This window comes from Pseudomonas sp. LBUM1658, assembly GCF_059716055.1.
In genome coordinates this window covers 4,756,800-4,771,564 of record NZ_CP166798.1, presented here as the reverse complement: position 1 = coordinate 4,771,564, position 14,765 = coordinate 4,756,800, and the positions used below count along the sequence as shown (strand labels likewise).

The following is a 14,765-nucleotide window of genomic DNA, read 5'->3' as shown; positions in this document are numbered from 1 at the left end:
GGGTTCAGTGCCGATGCTGGCGAGTCACGCCAGCATCGAATTGCGCGACCACTTGCTGCCAGCCGGCACTGATCAACGCCTGGTCGTCCAGCTGGTCAGGGGCGGTGAGCGCCGCGTCGCGGTTGAGCCAGATGTCGGCGGTGGCACCTTCTGTGGTGCTGATGCGCATCAGGAAAGAGCCAGCCACCGCCGGAGTCTGGCTGAGACCGAGGTAGGCCCGGGACTGCAACTGGTTCCAGGCATGGCCGCCGCGACTGATCGAACTGGCGTCCTGGGCGAAGGGCGCAAAACCTTCCTCGGCGAGCCGTTCAGGGGAGGGCAGGGACTGCTGTTCCTGGCGCAGCAATTGAATCTCGTCGAGGGTCACTCGCAGATCGGCGTAGATGCCTTGCTCGGCGGCGCTCAGGTCGCGCCGTGCATCGAGCTGATGGGTTTCGACGCTGTCGACGGTCTGGGTTTCGCCGCGCCAAGCGACCACCGAACCGGCCACCGCCAGAATGATCAGGCACAACAGCAGTACATAGAGGGTTTCATGGCCGGCACCGGCCGGGCGGATGACGTGCGTGGTGGGCGTGCTCATGGGGCCTCGATATCGGCTTGGTCGATCTCGACGACGTGGCCCGGGCCCGCATCGAACAATACATAGAACTCCGCGCCGGGCTTCTTGAAGGTCAGCGTCGAGTCGGCGCCGAGCTTGCCCGGCAGCAGGATGGTTTCGTCGTAGCCGATCACGTCGAGGGTCACCCCCGGTGCGCCGCTGCCATCGGAAAAGCCGCCGGTGCAGCGAATCTGTTCGCCGTCGATTTCCTTGCATTCGCACATCGGGTTGTGGGCCAGCGCAGTGCCGCTGAAACCGCCACCGAGCATCAGCAGCAGGCTGATGCCTGCCAAGCGCAGGCGGGTAGTGCATGCAGCAACGATCATGGTTTGCCTCCTTGTTTATTCAGCCAGGCGAGGGTGGCCGGGGATGCCTTGCCAAGCGGTACCGCCGCTTGATGCATGCTGCCGTCCCAGCCTTCCATGGTGATCCAGATCTCGGCGTCGGCTTTGGTCTTTTCCGGCACCGGCAACAGCGCCCCCATGCGATAGGGCGTACCGAAGAAAATCACCCCGGCGGCGCGCAGGCTGCGGGGTTTGCCGATGCGCAGGTAAGTGGCCTTGACCTGATCAATGCAGCTTTCGCACAAGGCAGCGTTAAAACTTTTCATGTAACCAGCCGGGCCGGACAGTAGCGGTGCCTCGTTGCGTAACTCGGCAAGGCGCAGGCTCCAGGGCCCGACCTGGATTTCGCCGACTTCCCGTTCACCCAGGCCGCTGTCGCCGCGAAACAGTGCGGCATCGGCGAAGTACTTGGGCATGAAGCCCAGTGGAATCAGCAACAGCAAAATATTCAGGTGGAAGCGCCATTTGTGCCAGAGCCGGCTCAGGCGCGAAAGTTGCGCTGTGGTGGTTGCCTTGCTCACTGGTTGCCCTCCGGTGTCTGGGTATTCATGGCCGGTTGCGCCTGGGCAACGGCGGCAGGCTGGGCAGTTTTTGCACCGCGCTTGAGGGCGTTGGCCGTGGCCAGGGCGGTGCGTTTGGTCCAGATCAGCAGCCCGCTGAGGACCATCATGCTCAGGACCAGACCGAAGAAGAACCAGATCAGCTTGATCCAGATCCCGCCGAAATCACCAGTGTGCAATGGGCGCATGGATTCGGTGACGAACTCCAGGCCGGTGCGGTCCGAGAGCATCCGCGAGGCGGCGATTTCGCCGTTGTAGGGGTGGATCGAGGCGGTCTGGAACATCAGCGGATACCAGCCGCGCCCGCCAATGACCAGGTGACTGTAGGCATTGCTCGGCAGGCTGACGAAACTGGCTTCCAGCCCGGGGATTTTCTGGGTGGCGATCTGGATCGCCTGGTCCAGACCGATCATCGGTGCCGGTCCGCCCGTGGCAGAGGTCGGCACACTTTCCCGTGATATCACCGGGACGATCGGTTCGCTGGAGATGGAAATCTGGTTGTCGAAAAGGATCGCCTCAATCAGGAACCAGAGCCCGGTGATGGAAATCACCGCAATGAACCAGATCGACCAGATACCACTCAGTCGGTGGAAGTCGCCCCAGAAAATCCGCGCGCCGTGACTGATCCGCAGGGTCGGTCGGAAGAAGCCTTTCCAGAAGCGTTTATAGACCACCAGCCCGGTCACCAGTGACGCCAGCAGCGGCAGGCTGAGGAACGACACCAGGTACCAGCCCCAGCTGAAGCCATTGGTGAACGGCACCAGCCACCAACCATGCAGTGCGCGGGTGAAGGCCTTGAAATTGAATTGTGGGCTGATGCCCTGAATGACTCCGGTGTAAGGGTTGACGTAGACAGTCACCGAACGGCCATCCGGATAACTGACGTCCACGTCCAGGGCAAAATGCGACTCGTCGGGACGGCTGATGGATTCAACCAGGGTTTGCGGCTCGGCGCGCTTGATCGCCGCGACGACCTGGTCATAGCTGAGCAGCTCGGCGTCGTCCGAGGGTTTGCTGGCGCGGATGTCCGGGTTCGCCAGCCAGACTATTTCCTGACTGACCACCGCCAGGGTGCCGGTGACACACACGATCAGCACGAAGAACCAGATGGGTAATGCCAGCCAGCTATGCACGAGGAACCAGAGTTTCGAGCGGGACTTCTTCGACATGAATAAGGGTCTTGATTCGATGAGTGGAGTGACGCAAGCCTGTCGCTTGGGTCGCTTTCCAGAAAAAACCGACCGTGGCTGTTGCCTACGCGGTCTGCATCTAATTAAGACGAATGAGAATCATAAAACCGCAAGGCGATATGAAAGAAAATGTTTCAGAGAGGGGGTGAATCGGTTTTTGCGGTGTACACATCCGCCCCCGTAGGAGCTGTCGAGCGAAGCGAGGCTGCGATCTTTTGATTTTGATTTTGATTTTGATCTGATCAGTGATTTGCCATTTACAACTCCAGTTGATCCGCCTTGATCCCGAATGCCAGGGCAATTTTCTCCCGCGTAGCCCGGCGTGGCTTGTTCACGGCTTCCTGTTGCGCAAACGCCGGTTGTGAAATCCCCAGGCGTTTTGCCACTTCCTCTTGAGTGAGGTTCAAGTATTCGCGCCAGGCGCGGATCGGGGTGGCGCCATCGACAATGCGGCTGACCACTTCATGGGGGATCAGCTCGTCTTGAGCCTGAGCCTTGTATTGCGCATAGGGAATGACGACGAAGGCCGGTTTGCCATCCGGGCCGTTGATGATTTGTACGTCAGTAGGTGCGTTCGTCACGTTTTTTAACCTCTTGGATGCTGATGACCTGGATCGCGCCGTCCCAGTCGAAAAGGACTCTGTAATTGCCGACACGCAGTCGGTAGCCGTAAGCGTGATGGGACAGTGCATTAACGTTGGTCACATCAGGCATGTGCTCGAGCCCCGTCACTGCATCTCGAATGTGAACCTGCTGCTGGGTGTGCAGTCTCAGCAGTTGCTTCACGGCTTTTCTGGTCCAGTAAATTTGATTCATGGAATCTTAATAAGTCTTTTATAAGGTTAGCAAGGGGTTTTTATAAGTCAAGATGACAGAAGCCTTTAGCTTTTGTTGCGCTCATGACAAACCTTAGGTCGCCTGCCAAGACTCAGTCGGCCCAAACTGTTGCCTCATGTGGACGCTGCTGGGTATCCTGCTGAATCCTTTAATCGATCCACACACTGGCCGTACCTGAGCCGCTCCCGGGATGTATTTTGTTAACGGATCAGATGCGATGAATGCACAGTTGAACGAGTTCGGTCCGATCAAGGCCGTGATTTTCGATATGGACGGGTTGTTGCTGGACACCGAGGGGATTTACACCGAGGTCACCCAGATCATTGCCGAGCGTTATGGCCGGACCTTCGACTGGAGCGTCAAACAGAACATCATCGGCCTGGGGGCGGGGGATCTGGCGCGGTATCTTGTCCAGGCGCTGGATTTGCCGATCAGCGCCGAAGAGTTTCTGCGGGTACGCGAGCCATTGATGCGCGAGCGTTTTCCGAGTGCGTTGGCGATGCCGGGGGCGCAGCAGCTGGTGCGGCATTTAAAGGCCAATAACATCCCGATTGCGGTGGGCACCAGTTCCTCGAGCCAGTCTTTCGGGCAGAAAACCACGCTACATGGCGACTGGTTCGCGCTGTTCGACACCATAGTCACGGCGGACGATCCTGAGGTGGGCGCTGCCAAGCCGGCCCCGGATATTTTCCTGACAGCGGCTCGACGACTGGGTGTGGCGCCGCAGGATTGCCTGGTGTTCGAAGACTCGCCCTTTGGAGTCACGGCCGCCAAAGCCGCGGGGATGACGGCGATTGCCGTGCCTGATGCGGCGATGGCGGATGCCAGGTACGCCCATGCAGACCGGATTATCCGTTCGCTGAAGGCGTTCCAGCCAGGTGCCTGCGGGTTGCCGATGCTCGAGTGGGTCTGATGGGCTAAGCACTGGCACGGCAAAACGCCGGGCAACCTTGGATCAGGTTGCCCGGCGTTTTTTATCGCCGCGAATCAGGCGGCAAAACCACCGTCGATGGTCAGGCTGGCACCGGTGATATAGCCGGCTTCCGGGCCGGCCAGATAAGCGACGAAGCTGGCGATTTCTTCGACCTTGCCGTAACGACCGACTGCCATCAACGGGATCAGGCTGTCGGCGAAATCACCGTCGGCCGGGTTCATGTCGGTGTCGACCGGGCCCGGCTGCACGTTGTTGATGGTGATGCCCCGTGGACCGAGGTCGCGGGACAGGCCTTTGGTCAGGCCGACCAGCGCGGCTTTGCTCATGGCGTACGGGCCGCCACCGGCGAAGGGCATGCGCTCGGCGTTGGTGCTGCCGATGTTGATGATGCGGCCACCTTCGGTCATGTGTCTGGCGGCTTCCTGGGTCGCAATGAACACGCTGCGCACGTTGATGGCCAGCGTTTGATCGAAGTCTTCCAGCTTGAAGTCTTCCAGTGGCGCGACGGCCAGCACGCCGGCATTGTTGACCAGGATGTCCAGTCGGCCAAAAGTTTCCACGGTGCTGTTGACGGCGTTGCGGATGGCTGCGGCATCGGCGCTGTCGGCCTTGATCGCCAGGGCCTTGCCGCCGTTGGCAATGATGCTGTTCTGCAGTTCTTCAGCCTTGGCCGTCGAGCTGATATAGGTAAAGGCCACTGCGGCGCCTTGCTCGGCCAGGCGCTTGACGATGGCGGCACCGATACCGCGAGAGCCACCCTGAATCAGAGCTACTTTGCCGCTGAGGTTTTGCGTAGTCATGTCGTTCTCCAAAAAAATCAAGGCGGGCTGCCTTGTTGTTGGAGTCGAGTATCGACCTCGGATTACCGGCTGAGTAGAGGGTAATTGCTATAGTCTGTGTAAACCAAAAGTTTACAGTGGCGGCCATGGAAACCTTCAGCAGTATCGAATGCTTCGTCCGCAGTGCCGAGGTTGGCAGCTTTGCCGAAGCCGCGCGGCGCTTGAGTCTGACCCCGGCGGCGGTGGGCAAGAGTGTCGCCAAGCTCGAAGCGCGCCTGGGAGTGCGGCTGTTTCAGCGCAGCACCCGCAGCCTGACCCTGACCGAAGCCGGCCAGCTGTTTCTCGGTGAGGTCAGTACCAGCCTGCATACCATTCAAAATGCCGTGGCTAACCTGGCCAGCGCCGAAGGGCGTCCGGCGGGAACCCTGAAAGTCAGCATGGGCACGGTGTTTGGGCGTTTGTATATTGTGCCGTTGCTGGGGGAGTTCCTGCGGCGCTTTCCGGCAATCAACCCGGACTGGCATTTCGATAACCGCCAGGTCGATCTGATCGGTCAGGGTTTCGATGCGGCGATTGGCGGTGGTTTTGAATTGCCGCAAGGAGTGGTGGCGCGCAAGCTGACGCCGGCCCATCGGGTGCTGGTGGCTTCGGCCGACTATCTGGCGCAGTGCGAGGCCATTGTCGAGCCGGATGATCTGCGCCATTGCGACGGGATTCTGATTCGCTCACCGCAAACCGGCCGGGTGCGCTCCTGGCAGCTGACCAGCCGCAGCCAGCAACATAGCCCGTTGACCCTCAAGGCTCGGATGACCATGAGCGATTCGGAGGCCGCCTGCGCCAGTGCCGCCCAAGGCTTGGGCATCGCCTTGGTGAGTATGCCGTTCGCCGTGAATTACCTGAATGCCGGCACCTTGCAACGGGTGTTGCCGGACTGGTATGTCGACGACGGCAATATCTCGATCTACTACGCCGAGCATAAGTTGCTGCCAGGCAAGACCCGGGCGTTTGTCGACTTCATCATCGAGCAGTTTGCCGAGCAGGGGTTGGGGCAGCGGTTCAGCGCCCTTTGAACAGGGCTTTAGACCGAGTCGCAGCCATCGCGAGCAAGCCCGCTCCCACATCTATGATGACATTCGTGTGTACACATTTTTGAAGCTGTGGGAGGTCAGGCCTTGCTGATGATGTTTCCGGCATGCAGCCCGCATTCTTTCTGCGTGGCTTCTTCCCACCACCAGCGACCTTCGCGCTCGTGCTGGTTGGGCAGGACAGGGCGGGTGCAGGGTTCGCAGCCGATGCTGATGAAGCCGCGTTCATGCAGGCTGTTGTACGGCAGTTCGAGCATGCGGATGTAACCCCAGATCTCTTCGCTGGTCATTTGCGCCAGCGGGTTGAATTTGTAGAGGGTACGTTCCGGGGTTGAAAAGGCGCTGTCGATTTCTACCGCGGCGACCTGGCTGCGGGTGCCAGGGCTCTGGTCGCGGCGCTGGCCGGTGGCCCAGGCGCTGACGGTAGAGAGTTTGCGCCGCAGCGGCTCGATCTTGCGGATGCCGCAGCATTCGCCATGGCCGTCCTTGTAGAAGCTGAACAGGCCCTTTTCCTTGACGAAGGGTTCGAGTTTGCTTTGATCCGGCGAGACCAGTTCGATCTGGATCTGGTAGTGCTCGCGGACTTGCTCGATGAACCGGTAGGTTTCCGGGTGCAGGCGGCCGGTGTCGAGGCTGAAGACCTTGACGTTTTTATTGAGTTTCCAGGCCATGTCCACCAGCACCACGTCTTCGGCGCCGCTGAAGGAGATCCACAGGTCATCACCGAACTGGGCGAAGGCTAGTTTGAGAATGTCCTGGGCAGACTTGTTGGCATAGGTCGCGGCGAGTTCAGCGACGTCGAACGATTGGCTCATCAGGGCGGTTTCCTACAGGTCGGTGGCGCTAAGCGCTCTATATAGGCCCGATAGTAACAAAACCGACGGCGGCTGGCCTGCTCCTCTGCGTTGCGCCGGCCAGAGCTTATCGCTAGAGTTCGGCTGTCTTTTACTCGCTCAACTCAATAAACATTACAAATGGGAGTGTCCTGTGGAAATTGCCTGTCTCGACCTGGAAGGTGTGCTGGTCCCGGAAATCTGGATCGCCTTTGCCGAAAAAACCGGGATTGAATCCCTCAAGGCAACCACTCGGGATATTCCCGACTACGACGTGCTGATGAAGCAGCGCCTGCGGATTCTCGATGAGCATGGCTTGAAACTGGCGGACATCCAGGAGGTGATCGCCACCCTCAAGCCGCTGGACGGCGCCGTTGAGTTCGTCAACTGGCTCCGTGAGCGCTTTCAGGTGGTGATCCTTTCCGACACTTTCTATGAGTTTTCCCAGCCGTTGATGCGCCAGCTGGGTTTCCCGACGCTGCTTTGCCATCGGTTGATTACCGATGAAAGCGGTCGGGTGAGCGATTATCAACTGCGCCAGAAAGACCCCAAGCGCCAGTCGGTACTGGCGTTCAAGAGCCTGTACTACCGGGTGATCGCCGCCGGTGATTCCTACAACGACACCACCATGCTGGGTGAGGCCGATGCGGGGATTCTGTTCCATGCGCCGGAGAATGTGATTCGCGAATTCCCGCAGTTCCCGGCAGTGCACAGCTTTGCCGAGCTCAAGCAGGAGTTCTTGAAGGCTTCGAACCGCGATCTGAGCTTGTAACCCTGTGGCGAAGGAGCTTGTGTGGCGAGGGGGCTTGCCCCCGTTCGGCTGCGTAGCAGTCGTAAAACCGGCTGATGCGTTCTACCTGAGTAACCGCGTTGCCGGTTTTAGGGCCGCTTCGCGACCCAACGGGGGCAAGCCCCCTCGCCACAAAAGCCCAGCATCAAAGGCCTTGCAAGGTTTCCAGCAACACCTTCACCTTGGTGATGGATTCCTGATACTCGGCCTGCCAGTCCGAGTCGGCGACTATCCCGCCACCGCCCCAGCAGCAGACCTGGCGATTCTTGACCAGCAAGCTGCGGATGGCGATGGAACTGTCCATTTCCCCGCGTACATCCAGATACAGCAATGAACCGCAATACAGCCCGCGACGGGTTGGCTCCAACTCGTCGATGATCTGCATCGCGCGGATTTTCGGCGCGCCGGTGATCGAGCCGCCGGGGAAGCTGCCGGCGATCAGGTCCAGCGCATCTTTGCCCTCGGCCAACTCGCCAGTGACACTGCTGACCAGGTGATGCACGTTGGGGTAGCTTTCCAGACTGAACAACTCCGGCACTCGCACCGAGCCAATACGGCAGGTGCGGCCCAGATCGTTGCGCAGCAGGTCGACGATCATCAGGTTTTCCGCGCGATCCTTGGCGCTGGCCAACAGTTCGGCGGCGTTGGCCGCGTCCTTGACAGGGTCCTGGCCCCGTGGCCGGGTGCCTTTGATCGGCCGGGTTTCCACCTGGCCTTCGCTGACTTTGACGAAGCGCTCCGGGGACAAACTCAGCACTGCGCCGCCGTCGGGCAGACTCTGGAAACCGGAGAAGGGCGTCGGGCAAGCCGCCCGCAGCGCGCAATAGGCCGTCCACGGGTCGCCCTCGCAGGGGGCGCGAAAGCGTTGGGCAAAGTTGACCTGGTAGCAGTCACCCGCCTGAATGTACTGCTGGATGCGCAGGAAGGCTTGTTCATAGTCGCCGGCACTGAGGTCGGCGCGCATCGCTGCGGTCAATTTGAAGGCTTCGGTCGGCGCGGTCGCAGACTGGTTGAACAGCTCGATCAGACGCTGGCGTTCGCCGTCGGCCAGGCTTGGGTGAAACACCAGTTGGCTGGAGGCGAGTTGGTGGTCGCTGATCAGCGCCCAGTTGTACAGGCCCAGCTGCGCATCGGGTAATTGCAGATCGTCGCCAGCCTGGTGTGGCAGGGTTTCCAGGCGGCGGCCGAAGTCGTAGCTGAGGTAGCCGATCAAACCGCCGGCGAACGGCAGTTGATAAGGTTGCGGCAGCACTGCATTGCCGAGTCGGCGCAGGTTGTCTCGCAGCCGCTGCAGGAACCCGGTCCCGGATTCGTCCGGTAATACCGTCAGTTGTTCCAGCGGCCAGGCACTGAGCAGGTCATAACGCCCGCGTTCGGCACTCGGCCGGCCGCTGTCGAGCAGCACGGCACCGGGGGCATGACGAATCGCCGCGAAATACTCGGCAGGGTTGGCGCGATAAGGGAGCGGGTGTACGGAGCAGGTCAACATGCGGGGCAGATCAGTCATTGGTGCGCGGCTGGCGATTGTAGTCCCCTGAGGGAATTGCTCCTAGAGGGGATGTCGGGAAGAGATAGATCAGGAGCGCCCTGACGGGAAACTTGTGGTGAGGGGGCTTGCCCCCGTTGGGTTGCGCAGCAACCCCAAGTCATTCTCCGCCGGTGTATCAGATAGATCGCGTCAGCTGGTTTTACGACTGCTGCGCAGCCGAACGGGGGCAAGCCCCCTCGCCACAGGTCAGCCCTCGACCGCCGGAATGTGCCCAAACAACTCTTGAGCGAACTTCACCCGATCCTCGGCAGTTTCCTTGATGCCTTTGGCCTTCAGCCCTTCCAGACGGGCTTCCACCGCATGGGTGCGCAGGGTCAGGCCGCAGTCGTTGGCGATCTGGATATTCAGGCCGGGGCGGGCGTTGAGTTCGAGAATCAACGGGCCCTTTTCCTGGTCCAGCACCATGTCGACACCAATGTAGCCGAGCCCGCAGAGTTCATAGCAGCCGGCTGCCAGCTTCATGAAGCCGTCCCAGTAGGGCAGTTGCACGCCGTCCACTGCGTTGGTGGTGTCCGGGTGTTTGGTGATGATGTTGTTCAGCCAGGTCCCGCGCAAAGTCAGGCCGGTGGCCAGGTCGACACCGACACCAATGGCGCCCTGGTGCAGGTTGGCCTTGCCGCCGGACTGCCGGGTCGGCAGGCGCAGCATGGCCATCACCGGGTAGCCCATCAGCACGATGATGCGGATATCCGGCACGCCCTCGTAGCTGATGCTTTTGAAGATCTGGTCCGGGGTCACGCGGTATTCGATCAGCGCCCGGTCGCGGTGACCGCCCAGGGAATACAGGCCGGTGAGGATGCTGGAAATCTGGTGTTCGATTTCATCAAAGCTGATGATCTTCCCGGAAACCGTGCGATAGCGACCTTCGAAGCGATCGGCGATCACCAGGATGCCGTCACCGCCGGCGCCCTGGGCCGGCTTGATGACGAAGTCGTTGCGCCCGCCGATGATCTCGTCGAGCTTGTCGATTTCCTTCTCGGTGGAGATCACCCCGTACAACTCCGGCACGTGAATGCCGGCCTTGATCGCATGTTCCTTGGTGATGATCTTGTCATCGACGATCGGGTACAGGCTGCGCTTGTTGTACTTGAGCACATAGTCCGCGTTGCGCCGATTGATCCCCATGATGCCCCGGGCTTCCAGGGCCTTCCAGGTCTTCCAGAAACCGAACATTACGAATCAGCCTTGAGGAAGGCTTTGAAGCGCACCAGTTCGGTCAGACGGTAGCCGCGATAGCGACCCATGGCCAGCATGAACCCGACCATGATCAACAGGATCGCCGGGAAGGTGAACACGAAGTAGATCAGCTCCGGCACGCTCATGATCAAGTGCGCCAGGGTGGCGGCGAACAGCGTGCCGATCGCGACTTTCATCGCATGGCCACCACCGCGTTCTTCCCAGGTGATCGACAGGCGTTCGATGGTCATGGTCAGAATCACCATCGGGAACAGTGCGACCGACAGCCCGCGTTCCAGGCCAAGCTTGTGGCTGAACAGGCTGATGGCGGCGATCAGCACCACGACGAAGGTCAGTACCACCGACAACCTCGGCAGCATTTGCAGCTTCAGGTGTTCAAGGTAGGAACGCAGCGACAGGCCGAGCGCGGTAATGATGGTGAACAGCACGATACCGAAACCCAGTTGGGTCTCGCGAAAGGCCAGGGCGATCAGCACCGGGGTGAACGTGCCAAGGGTCTGCAGGCCGATCAGGTTGCGCAGGATCAGGATCACCAGCACGCCGATCGGGATCATCACCATGATCATGAAAGTTTGCTGGGTTTGCAGCGGCAGGCCGTAGAGCGAGTATTCGAGGAAGTTGGCGTCGGAGTTCTCGTCGGTCAGCTTGGCCAGGCGAATGGCGTTCATTTCGCTGTTGTTCATGCTGAAGGTAACGGTGGCTTTCTTGCCGCCATCGACGGTGATCAGGTTGTCATCTCCGGTCCACCACAGCAAACGGTCGGTAGGCAGACCCTGTTCGCCGGTTTCCGGGTTGAAGTACAGCCAGTCGGTACCGTTGAAGCTGCGCAGCCACAGTTCCGGGGTCTGTGGCTGGTCGGCCACCAGACGAATGGTATGCACCTTCTCCACCGGGACATGGCCGATGGACAGCAGCAGTTCGACGATTTTCGCCTTGTGCGCGGTCGACGGGTCGCCGCCCAGCAGCAGTTTGACGTTGTCATCATTGAGGTTGTTGACCCGTTTGATGGCTTCGCCGATGAAGGTTTCGACGTCTGCCGAGTGCTGGCGAATCGGTGCGAGCAAGGCCTCGATGGCAATTTTTTCCGGGCCTTCGACGGCGATGCTGTCGCGGAAGGTCGGGCCTTTGACCTTGAGTTTCTCACCGGTGTAACGCTTGGTCAGCACCAGGCGGTAGTAAAGAGTCTGGTTGCCCTTGGCGCGTCGTGCCGACCAGGTGACCTTGCGGTTACCGTCGGCGCGGTTGACGGCCACCCCATAGTTATTGGAGATGAAACTCTCGTTCAGGCTGACGTAGTCGCGGCTCAGCGGTGGCACGAACATCTGGATCTTGATCGGATCCTTTCCGGCGGCGACGAACTCGACCTTGGCGTCGATGTTCCACAAGTCGTCGGTGGCGTCTTCGGTCACCGGAATGCCGAGCACGAAGATCTGATAGGCCGTGACCGAAATTCCCAGCGCCACCAGGAGGGCGATCAGGAGTTTCAGATGGAGGGTAATAGAGCGCATTGGAATTACTCTGCGGTAAGAGCGTCGGTGGCGCAGGCGGGTTTGCCAGCAGCGTATTTAAGACTGGGGTCGACCAGCGCATCAAAGCGTTTCAGCGCTTCGGAGCCGATCAGCAGCGGGTATTGGAATGCACTTCGGTCGGTCAAGTTCACTTCAATACTGCGTAAAGCGCTGCCCATGCAGATATCCAGGGCAATTACCGGGCGGGCGGTGTAGTTCTTGCCTTCATCGGGGTCATAGTCGCCGGCGCGGCGCTTGATCTTGCTGACCCGGGCCAGCGGCCGCTCGATCGGGTGCGAATGGGCGGCGTCGATGGCCAGGTAGAAGCGCACCCAGGACTCGCCATTGCGTTTGAAGCGCTTGATGTCGCGAGCGCTGAGGGAGGCGGTCTTGGCGCCGGTGTCGAGTTTGGCCGCGACTTCCAGGTTGATCCCGGAAAGCTGCGCGTATTCATTCAAGCCGTAAACGGTCTTCTCGGCGGCGGCACTCGGCCCTGACAGGCAAAGTAGGTAAAGCAATATAAGGAAGGGCTTGAGTCTCATAAATCCTGGCGCGTTGCAGTGCGATCTTCAGTTCAAGGCGACTGGCATTGCTGCGCAAGCTCCCTCGTGTGCCTGCCTTATTAAGACGACAGGCAAATGCGGGCGGCATTCTAGCATGCTGGTTTTATGGCGCCACCGCCCGCGGGCGGCTATAAACGGAGCTATTGCGTCGTTATGGTGCCGTTGGTTATTAGACGATTGTCGACAATACCTATTTTTCCTTTGACTGAATCCGCTTAATTCGCTAGTTTTTGTCGCATTGGCTTACAAGGTGTCGACAATATGCTGGATCAACTTGATCCCCCGCTGGTAATGCAGGACGATTCGGAGACGCTCTCCGAGAACGTCTTCCGACGTATCCAGGCGGCCATCGTCAAGGGCGAAATTGCCCCGGGCAGCAAGATCTCCGAGCCGGAACTGGCGCGCACCTACGGCATCAGCCGCGGGCCGCTGCGCGAGGCGATCCACCGTCTGGAAGGGCAGCGGCTGCTGGTGCGCATCCCGCACGTCGGAGCGCGGGTGGTTTCCCTGAGCCATGCCGAGCTGGTCGAGCTCTATGAAATTCGCGAATCCCTGGAAGGCATGGCCTGTCGTCTGGCCGCCGAGCGCATGACCCTCGAAGAAATCGACGAGCTGCGCCGGGTACTCGAGACCCATGAGCGCGACGCGGCGTTTCAGGCTGGTGTCGGTTACTACCAGCAGGAAGGCGATTTCGACTTCCATTACCGAATCATTCAGGGCGCTGGCAACCGCACCCTGACCCAGATGCTCTGCGGTGAGCTGTACCAATTGGTGCGCATGTACCGCATCCAGTTTTCCGCCACGCCTAACCGACCGCGTCAGGCATTCGCCGAACACCACCGGATTCTCGACGCGATCGCTGATCGTGACGGGGAACTGGCCGAGTTGTTGATGCGCCGCCACATCGGCGCCTCCAAACGCAATATCGCGCGTCACTACCAGGACAGCGCCAATCCGACAGCCACTCCACGAGGTGAGTCATGAGTTCCAACAAGAGCACTCCAGGCCAGCGTTTCCGCGATGCGGTCGCCAGTGAACAACCGTTGCAAGTGGTCGGTGCGATCAATGCCAACCACGCCCTGCTGGCCAAGCGCGCCGGTTTCAAGGCGATCTACCTGTCGGGTGGCGGGGTGGCCGCTGGTTCCCTGGGCGTACCGGACCTGGGGATTACCGGTCTGGACGACGTGCTGACCGACGTACGGCGGATCACCGACGTCTGCGACCTGCCGCTGCTGGTGGACGTGGACACCGGTTTCGGCTCCTCGGCGTTCAACGTGGCGCGCACCGTCAAGTCGATGATTAAGTTCGGCGCGGCGGCGATTCATATCGAAGACCAGGTCGGCGCCAAGCGCTGCGGTCACCGCCCGAACAAGGAAATCGTGTCCCTGCAAGAAATGGTCGACCGCATCAAGGCCGCCGTCGATGCCCGCACCGATGACAGCTTCGTGATCATGGCGCGTACCGATGCGCTGGCGGTGGAAGGTCTGGATTCGGCGCTCGAGCGTGCCGCTGCCTGCGTCGAAGCCGGCGCCGACATGGTGTTCCCGGAAGCCATCACCGAGCTGGAAATGTACAAGCTGTTTGCCAGCCATGTGAAAGCACCGATCCTGGCCAACATCACTGAATTCGGCGCGACGCCGCTGTACACCGTCGAGCAACTGAAGGCGGTCGATGTTTCGCTGGTGCTGTACCCGCTGTCGGCATTCCGTGCCATGAACAAGGCGGCGCAAAACGTCTACACGGCGATTCGCCGCGACGGTACGCAGCAGAACGTCGTCGACACCATGCAAACCCGCATGGAGTTGTACGACGCCATTGATTACCACGTGTTCGAGCAGAAGCTTGATGCGTTGTTTGCTGCGAAGAAATAAAGATCAAAAGATCGCAGCCTCGCGTTGCTCGGCAGCTCCTACAGGAATGTTGCCGGGCTCGGTAACTGCGTAGGAGCTGTCGAGCGAAGCGAGGCTGCGATCTTTTCGGCATCACAAAAGAAATCGA

General features: G+C 60.1%; 17 protein-coding genes. 5 read left to right on the top strand and 12 right to left on the bottom strand.

Features of this window, described 5'->3' with window-relative positions; genetic code table 11:
* Nucleotides 1-4: 4 nt before the first annotated feature.
* From ACA064_RS21900 to ACA064_RS21875, 6 genes are all read right to left on the bottom strand, one after another.
* Nucleotides 5-580 (bottom strand): DUF6162 family protein, encoded by a 576-nt coding sequence (locus ACA064_RS21900; protein ID WP_497669991.1) that lies wholly within the window; start codon nucleotides 578-580, stop codon nucleotides 5-7.
* Nucleotides 577-924 carry a hypothetical protein gene (locus ACA064_RS21895; protein WP_497669990.1) on the bottom strand — a complete coding sequence of 116 codons (348 nt, stop codon included), beginning with the start codon at nucleotides 922-924 and terminating at the stop codon, nucleotides 577-579. Before ACA064_RS21895 ends, ACA064_RS21900 begins: the two co-directional genes overlap by 4 nt.
* Nucleotides 921-1,463 carry a PA2404 family protein gene (locus ACA064_RS21890; protein ID WP_497669989.1) on the bottom strand — a complete coding sequence of 181 codons (543 nt, stop codon included), beginning with the start codon at nucleotides 1,461-1,463 and terminating at the stop codon, nucleotides 921-923. The genes ACA064_RS21895 and ACA064_RS21890 overlap by 4 nt, the downstream gene beginning before the upstream one ends.
* Nucleotides 1,460-2,671, bottom strand: coding sequence for a PepSY-associated TM helix domain-containing protein (locus tag ACA064_RS21885; protein WP_497669988.1), 1,212 nt, complete (start codon nucleotides 2,669-2,671; stop codon nucleotides 1,460-1,462). Before ACA064_RS21885 ends, ACA064_RS21890 begins: the two co-directional genes overlap by 4 nt.
* Before the next feature lie 278 nt (nucleotides 2,672-2,949).
* Entirely contained in the window at nucleotides 2,950-3,273 is a 324-nt protein-coding gene (locus ACA064_RS21880; protein WP_497669987.1) for a helix-turn-helix domain-containing protein, read from the bottom strand.
* Complete coding sequence (locus tag ACA064_RS21875; RefSeq protein WP_497669986.1) at nucleotides 3,254-3,508, bottom strand: type II toxin-antitoxin system RelE family toxin; 255 nt, start codon at nucleotides 3,506-3,508, stop codon at nucleotides 3,254-3,256. Before ACA064_RS21875 ends, ACA064_RS21880 begins: the two co-directional genes overlap by 20 nt.
* Before the next feature lie 238 nt (nucleotides 3,509-3,746).
* On the opposite strand from ACA064_RS21875, the gene ACA064_RS21870 reads away from it, so the two are divergent.
* The gene (locus tag ACA064_RS21870; protein ID WP_497669985.1) at nucleotides 3,747-4,442 is read left to right on the top strand and encodes an HAD-IA family hydrolase; all 696 of its coding nucleotides are present in this window, start codon (nucleotides 3,747-3,749) and stop codon (nucleotides 4,440-4,442) included.
* A gap of 74 nt (nucleotides 4,443-4,516) precedes the next feature.
* Here the strand turns inward: ACA064_RS21870 and ACA064_RS21865 are convergent, their stop codons facing one another.
* Nucleotides 4,517-5,263 (bottom strand): 3-oxoacyl-ACP reductase family protein, encoded by a 747-nt coding sequence (locus tag ACA064_RS21865; RefSeq protein ID WP_497669984.1) that lies wholly within the window; start codon nucleotides 5,261-5,263, stop codon nucleotides 4,517-4,519.
* A gap of 125 nt (nucleotides 5,264-5,388) precedes the next feature.
* Between ACA064_RS21865 and ACA064_RS21860 the strand changes: the two genes are divergently transcribed.
* A complete protein-coding gene (locus ACA064_RS21860) occupies nucleotides 5,389-6,312 on the top strand; it encodes a LysR family transcriptional regulator (RefSeq protein WP_497669983.1) in 924 nt (307 codons plus the stop codon).
* Between the two features lie 95 nt (nucleotides 6,313-6,407).
* On the opposite strand, the gene ACA064_RS21855 is transcribed toward ACA064_RS21860, so the two are convergent.
* Complete coding sequence (locus tag ACA064_RS21855) at nucleotides 6,408-7,142, bottom strand: phosphoadenylyl-sulfate reductase (RefSeq protein ID WP_497669982.1); 735 nt, start codon at nucleotides 7,140-7,142, stop codon at nucleotides 6,408-6,410.
* A 172-nt stretch (nucleotides 7,143-7,314) separates the two neighbouring features.
* Between ACA064_RS21855 and thrH the strand changes: the two genes are divergently transcribed.
* Entirely contained in the window at nucleotides 7,315-7,932 is a 618-nt protein-coding gene (gene thrH, locus ACA064_RS21850; RefSeq protein WP_497669981.1) for a bifunctional phosphoserine phosphatase/homoserine phosphotransferase ThrH, read from the top strand.
* Nucleotides 7,933-8,095: 163 nt separating this feature from the next.
* On the opposite strand, the gene pabB is transcribed toward thrH, so the two are convergent.
* The 4 genes from pabB to rloA all read right to left on the bottom strand — a co-directional run bounded on the left by pabB (nucleotide 8,096) and on the right by rloA (nucleotide 12,746).
* Nucleotides 8,096-9,439, bottom strand: a complete 1,344-nt coding sequence (gene pabB / locus ACA064_RS21845; RefSeq protein ID WP_497674309.1) for an aminodeoxychorismate synthase component I — start codon at nucleotides 9,437-9,439, stop codon at nucleotides 8,096-8,098.
* A gap of 246 nt (nucleotides 9,440-9,685) precedes the next feature.
* On the bottom strand, nucleotides 9,686-10,672 hold the full coding sequence (locus ACA064_RS21840) for an alpha-L-glutamate ligase-like protein (protein ID WP_497669980.1): 987 nt from the start codon (nucleotides 10,670-10,672) through the stop codon (nucleotides 9,686-9,688).
* Entirely contained in the window at nucleotides 10,672-12,204 is a 1,533-nt protein-coding gene (gene rloB, locus ACA064_RS21835; protein ID WP_150642794.1) for an osmotic stress tolerance membrane protein RloB, read from the bottom strand. The genes ACA064_RS21840 and rloB overlap by 1 nt, the downstream gene beginning before the upstream one ends.
* A gap of 5 nt (nucleotides 12,205-12,209) precedes the next feature.
* On the bottom strand, nucleotides 12,210-12,746 hold the full coding sequence (rloA, locus tag ACA064_RS21830) for a retropepsin-like aspartic peptidase RloA (RefSeq protein ID WP_150642795.1): 537 nt from the start codon (nucleotides 12,744-12,746) through the stop codon (nucleotides 12,210-12,212).
* A 285-nt stretch (nucleotides 12,747-13,031) separates the two neighbouring features.
* Between rloA and ACA064_RS21825 the strand changes: the two genes are divergently transcribed.
* Together ACA064_RS21825 and prpB are read left to right on the top strand one after the other, a co-directional pair.
* Complete coding sequence (locus ACA064_RS21825; protein WP_497674308.1) at nucleotides 13,032-13,751, top strand: GntR family transcriptional regulator; 720 nt, start codon at nucleotides 13,032-13,034, stop codon at nucleotides 13,749-13,751.
* Nucleotides 13,748-14,638, top strand: a complete 891-nt coding sequence (gene prpB / locus ACA064_RS21820) for a methylisocitrate lyase (RefSeq protein ID WP_497669979.1) — start codon at nucleotides 13,748-13,750, stop codon at nucleotides 14,636-14,638. Before ACA064_RS21825 ends, prpB begins: the two co-directional genes overlap by 4 nt.
* Nucleotides 14,639-14,765 lie beyond the last annotated feature (127 nt).

What these genes read in the sequence shown, in the direction of transcription:
- ACA064_RS21900 (WP_497669991.1), bottom strand. Translation starts at nt 580, where the DNA reads ATGAGCACGCCCACCACGCACGTCATCCGCCCGGCCGGTGCCGGCCAT.
- ACA064_RS21895 (WP_497669990.1), bottom strand. Translation starts at nt 924, where the DNA reads ATGATCGTTGCTGCATGCACTACCCGCCTGCGCTTGGCAGGCATCAGC.
- ACA064_RS21885 (WP_497669988.1), bottom strand. Translation starts at nt 2,671, where the DNA reads ATGTCGAAGAAGTCCCGCTCGAAACTCTGGTTCCTCGTGCATAGCTGG.
- ACA064_RS21875 (WP_497669986.1), bottom strand. Translation starts at nt 3,508, where the DNA reads ATGAATCAAATTTACTGGACCAGAAAAGCCGTGAAGCAACTGCTGAGA.
- ACA064_RS21870 (WP_497669985.1), top strand. Translation starts at nt 3,747, where the DNA reads ATGAATGCACAGTTGAACGAGTTCGGTCCGATCAAGGCCGTGATTTTC.
- ACA064_RS21865 (WP_497669984.1), bottom strand. Translation starts at nt 5,263, where the DNA reads ATGACTACGCAAAACCTCAGCGGCAAAGTAGCTCTGATTCAGGGTGGC.
- ACA064_RS21860 (WP_497669983.1), top strand. Translation starts at nt 5,389, where the DNA reads ATGGAAACCTTCAGCAGTATCGAATGCTTCGTCCGCAGTGCCGAGGTT.
- ACA064_RS21855 (WP_497669982.1), bottom strand. Translation starts at nt 7,142, where the DNA reads ATGAGCCAATCGTTCGACGTCGCTGAACTCGCCGCGACCTATGCCAAC.
- pabB (WP_497674309.1), bottom strand. Translation starts at nt 9,439, where the DNA reads ATGTTGACCTGCTCCGTACACCCGCTCCCTTATCGCGCCAACCCTGCC.
- ACA064_RS21840 (WP_497669980.1), bottom strand. Translation starts at nt 10,672, where the DNA reads ATGTTCGGTTTCTGGAAGACCTGGAAGGCCCTGGAAGCCCGGGGCATC.
- rloB (WP_150642794.1), bottom strand. Translation starts at nt 12,204, where the DNA reads ATGCGCTCTATTACCCTCCATCTGAAACTCCTGATCGCCCTCCTGGTG.
- rloA (WP_150642795.1), bottom strand. Translation starts at nt 12,746, where the DNA reads ATGAGACTCAAGCCCTTCCTTATATTGCTTTACCTACTTTGCCTGTCA.
- prpB (WP_497669979.1), top strand. Translation starts at nt 13,748, where the DNA reads ATGAGTTCCAACAAGAGCACTCCAGGCCAGCGTTTCCGCGATGCGGTC.